Raw genomic sequence first — 4,007 nt, forward strand, 5'->3', positions numbered from 1 at the left:
GTTGGATGCTTTGATGCGGTATTTGGAGGAGACGCGGGATTTTGCCGCCGATTTTATCGCACGGGAAATTCCACAGATAAAATTGATAAAGCCCGAAGCGACTTATTTGTTGTGGCTCGATTGCAGGGGGTTGGGGATGGGTGATGCACAGCTGCGCGATTTTTTTGTACGCACATGTAAAGTGGGTATGAATCCCGGAACGGTATTTGGTGAGGGAGGTAGCGGTTTTATGCGGATGAATATAGGTGCGCGTAAAGTAGTGATTATCCAGGCTTTGAATAGTATTTTGAAAAATATTCCTTCGGGAGGTAATGGATTGTAAAATTGAGTAGTGCTTTTAATAAAATGGCATTGTAAATAATTATAATTAATAGGTGTCTGCACTGATTGTTATTTGTGTTATTAAAATTAATGTTCAAAGATTAATGTAACATTTAAATAACATCGAGTGAATGAGTGTGATATTTATTGAGGTGTTAATTAGATGCTATTTATCAATTTTGGGCTAAAAACGCCCTTTTTTAAGCGCTATTCAACGACAATGGTTGTTGTGGCCGGGCTCACTCTGGGTGCTTGTGGTGGTGGGAGTGGTAGTGCGGGTACGACCAGCACAAGCTATGTAGGGCAAAGCTCCCGTGCGGTATCTTCGCTTGTAGCTAATAGCTCTCTGTCATCGACAACTTCACCTCCGGGTTCTAGTATTGCCTCTGATGTTTCCAGTAGCGCTGCATCCTCTGAGAAAAATGTTGTAGAAATCCACTGGGTTACACCGAATCAGCGTGTGAATGGTGACTATATGGATATTGGTGAAATAGGGGGTTATGAGTTGCGTTATAAACGAGAAATTGATAGCTATTTCACAAGCATTATTATTAGTGATAAAGGTGCGGCCACTTATTACTTGAATGGCTTGCACGGTGAATATGAGTTTAAAATTGCCGTATTTGATGTTGATGGTCTTTATAGTGAATTTGTTGAAGTTGAACGGATGTAATGGCAGCCTCCCTGCGTAGTCTAAATTTTTAATTCCCTTCTTGGTCATTTGCCATCTCAGAGGCAGTGATATCAAATTGTCATGAGTAGTAAAACCCCTATCTCCAGCTAGAATAAATTAATTGTAGTTATTTAAAGAGATTCAATTGAGTAGGTATATCGGGGGTGTTTTTTTATGTCCATTACTAAAAAATTCATGGTCGCTTTGGCTGTGATTGTGTTTGGCGGTCTGATTCTTTCTGCGATTACGTTTTATATTTTTGAGAGTCGTGCCGTGCGAGAGCAGGCGAGTGCAGAAAGTGAACGCATTAGTAAAGAGTCGTTGCGCTTGTTGGGGGTTATAGACGCGATTATGGCTGAGCGCGTTAAAAGTAGTATGGCATTGTTGCGCGATTATGGTGCGCAGTTCGGCAGTCCGGTACAGGGTGAAAAAATTCGGGTGAATGACCGCGATGTGCCCGAGCTATTATTGGGCGATACACCTATCGGTAATCAATTCGAGCTGGTCGATAAAGTCACTGGCATCATGGGCGGCACGGCGACAATTTTTTCGCGCGATGGTGCTGATTATGTGCGCATCTCCACCAATGTTATGACGCCTACTGGTCGCGCGACCGGAACTGTTTTAGCTCCGCAAGGTGCTGCGATTAAAGAAATCCAGCAGGGTAAATCGTTTTATGGTTTGGTCGATATTTTGGGCAGCCCCTATCTCACCGGTTATGAACCAATTACTGATACATCATCTAATACCATCGGCGTTTGGTATGTCGGCTATAAAGCCGATTTGCAGGAGCTGTTTGCGGCCGTGCAAAAAAGCCGCGTACTGCGCAAAGGTTTTGTGGCGATTCGCGATAACCTCGGTGCAATAAGAGTACATTCAGACAACATCACACCGGAGGAGGTAACCGCTATTCTTTCAGGCCAAACATCCGGTTGGCAGTTAGATAGCAAAATTTTTGGTCCCTGGAAATACGAAATCATTACCGCTTATTCCAATGATGAAGTTGATGGGATGGTGGCATCGGCATCGCTCAAAACGGCCTTAATTATTTTGCTGGGTGGTTTGGTGATGGTAATAATTGTGTATCAATTAATTCAGGCGGTAATTATTAAACCCCTGCATAAAACCACCCAGCGTTTGCACGATATAGTGAATGGCGAAGGTGATTTGACACTGCGCTTTAATTCCTCTGGCAGTGATGAGCTGGCGGATTTGGCAAATGGTTTTGATAGCTTGATGGATCGTTTGCAAAAAACCATCAACTCGGTAGCGAGTGCAACCAACCAATTATTTGCGTCGGCAAATCAATTAAAAACCATTGCCGCTGAATCCAATCAGGCAGGAGAGTAGCAAAGCCAGGAAATTAATAGTATCGCCAGCGCCATTTATGAAATGAGCACCTCGGCCGAGCAGGTCGCCAATAATGCCGATAGTGTTGCGCAAGCGGCAGATCAGGCTAAACAGGAATCGGAACAGGGATATCGCAATCTGCGCGAGACGATTGATTCCACCCAAACACTGGCAACCAATATTGAGCAAGCTGCTCATGGGATTGAAGCGCTGGCCGATGCGACCAATGAAATTGGTGCGGTGCTGAATGTGATCCGTTCGATTGCGGAGCAAACCAATTTGTTGGCATTGAATGCGGCCATTGAAGCGGCGCGCGCTGGCGAACAAGGCCGTGGCTTTGCGGTAGTGGCCGATGAGGTTCGCTCATTGGCTAGCCGTACCCAAGCCTCTACTGCAGAGGTTGATAAGATGGTGAAACGCTTTCAGGAGAATTCGATTAATGCTTCCGAACAGATGCGGCTCGCAGAAGATCAGGTGCATGCAAACGTTACGGCGGCCGATGGATCAGGAAAATCGATCCAGCAAGTATTGTCGGCAGTTTCACAGCTCAGTGGCTTGAATCAGGAAATTTCGACCTCTGTACGCGAGCAGAGTAAAGTTGCAGAAGACATTAATAGCAACATTACCCGAATCAACAACAATAGCGATAAAAACCATCAACGCATACAAGAAACTCTGCGCTCAGCCGAGGAAGTCTCGCAACTAACGGAGGAAATCAAACGACAGTTGTCGAGCTATAAGGCTTGATCTCAGCGCTAGCGATGGGCGATGAGTTTGCCATTGGCTCGCCCAACAGCCTGTATTTCCACGACAGGCGCTTTTCTGGCTATTTTTTAATCGATATTGGATGGAAGTTTTGCCGACTTCAGGTACAATCCGCCCACTTTTTTAAGCCCCTCCATTTGTACCAGTATTCTCACGAGACACTATGACCGTAAATACCTTCGACCCGTCGCAAACTACCACCTTGGATGCCCCCGCCAAATCGCTCGCCAGCCAGTCGCTGATCGCCAGTAGCAAGGGAAATACCATCGGTTTTGTGTCGCTCGGCTGCCCTAAAAATCTGGTGGATTCCGAGCGGATCCTCACCCAGCTGCGCATGGAAGGCTACAACATTGTGCCCACCTACAACGATGCCGATATGGTGATCGTGAATACCTGTGGTTTTATCGATAGTGCCGTGCAGGAGTCTTTGGGGGCGATTGGTGAAGCCCTGGCCGAAAATGGCAAAGTGCTGGTCACTGGCTGTTTGGGTGCCAAGAAAGATGAAATTATTCAGGTTCACCCGAATGTATTGGGGATTACCGGCGCTCATGCCTATGAAGAGGTATTGTCGCAGGTACACGAACACTTGCCACCGAACCCAACCCACAACCCTTTTACTGATCTGGTGCCACCGCAAGGTATCAAGCTGACCCCGCGTCACTATGCTTATCTGAAAATTTCAGAAGGCTGCAACCACTCCTGTAGTTTCTGCATCATTCCGGATATGCGCGGCAAGCTTGTCAGCCGTCCGATAGGCCAGGTACTGGGTGAAGCCGAGGGGGGCGATCAGGCCGCCACCGTCGAGCGGCAGCCAGCTGTTGGAGGTCGGCGGAATCGGCAGGCCGAGGCCCTCCAGCCAGGCGGTGGCGCCGGGGCCCTTGCAGCCGTGGCGTGGCGT

At 47.3% G+C, this 4,007-nt stretch carries 3 protein-coding genes and 2 pseudogenes; all 5 read left to right on the forward strand.

The window, feature by feature from the left end; all coding sequences use genetic code 11:
- A pseudogene (locus ACWA6V_RS18340) lies at positions 1–322 on the forward strand (aminotransferase); the annotation flags it as partial.
- Between the two features lie 162 nt (positions 323–484).
- A complete protein-coding gene (locus tag ACWA6V_RS18345; protein ID WP_449523850.1) occupies positions 485–994 on the forward strand; it encodes a hypothetical protein in 510 nt (169 codons plus the stop codon).
- A gap of 174 nt (positions 995–1,168) precedes the next feature.
- The gene (locus tag ACWA6V_RS18350) at positions 1,169–2,344 is read left to right on the forward strand and encodes a Cache 3/Cache 2 fusion domain-containing protein (RefSeq protein WP_449523851.1); all 1,176 of its coding nucleotides are present in this window, start codon (positions 1,169–1,171) and stop codon (positions 2,342–2,344) included.
- Between the two features lie 42 nt (positions 2,345–2,386).
- Positions 2,387–3,091 carry a methyl-accepting chemotaxis protein gene (locus ACWA6V_RS18355; RefSeq protein WP_449523852.1) on the forward strand — a complete coding sequence of 235 codons (705 nt, stop codon included), beginning with the start codon at positions 2,387–2,389 and terminating at the stop codon, positions 3,089–3,091.
- Between the two features lie 181 nt (positions 3,092–3,272).
- Positions 3,273–4,007: pseudogene (locus ACWA6V_RS18360) on the forward strand (hypothetical protein); the annotation flags it as partial.

Source organism: Cellvibrio sp. (genome assembly GCF_053579595.1).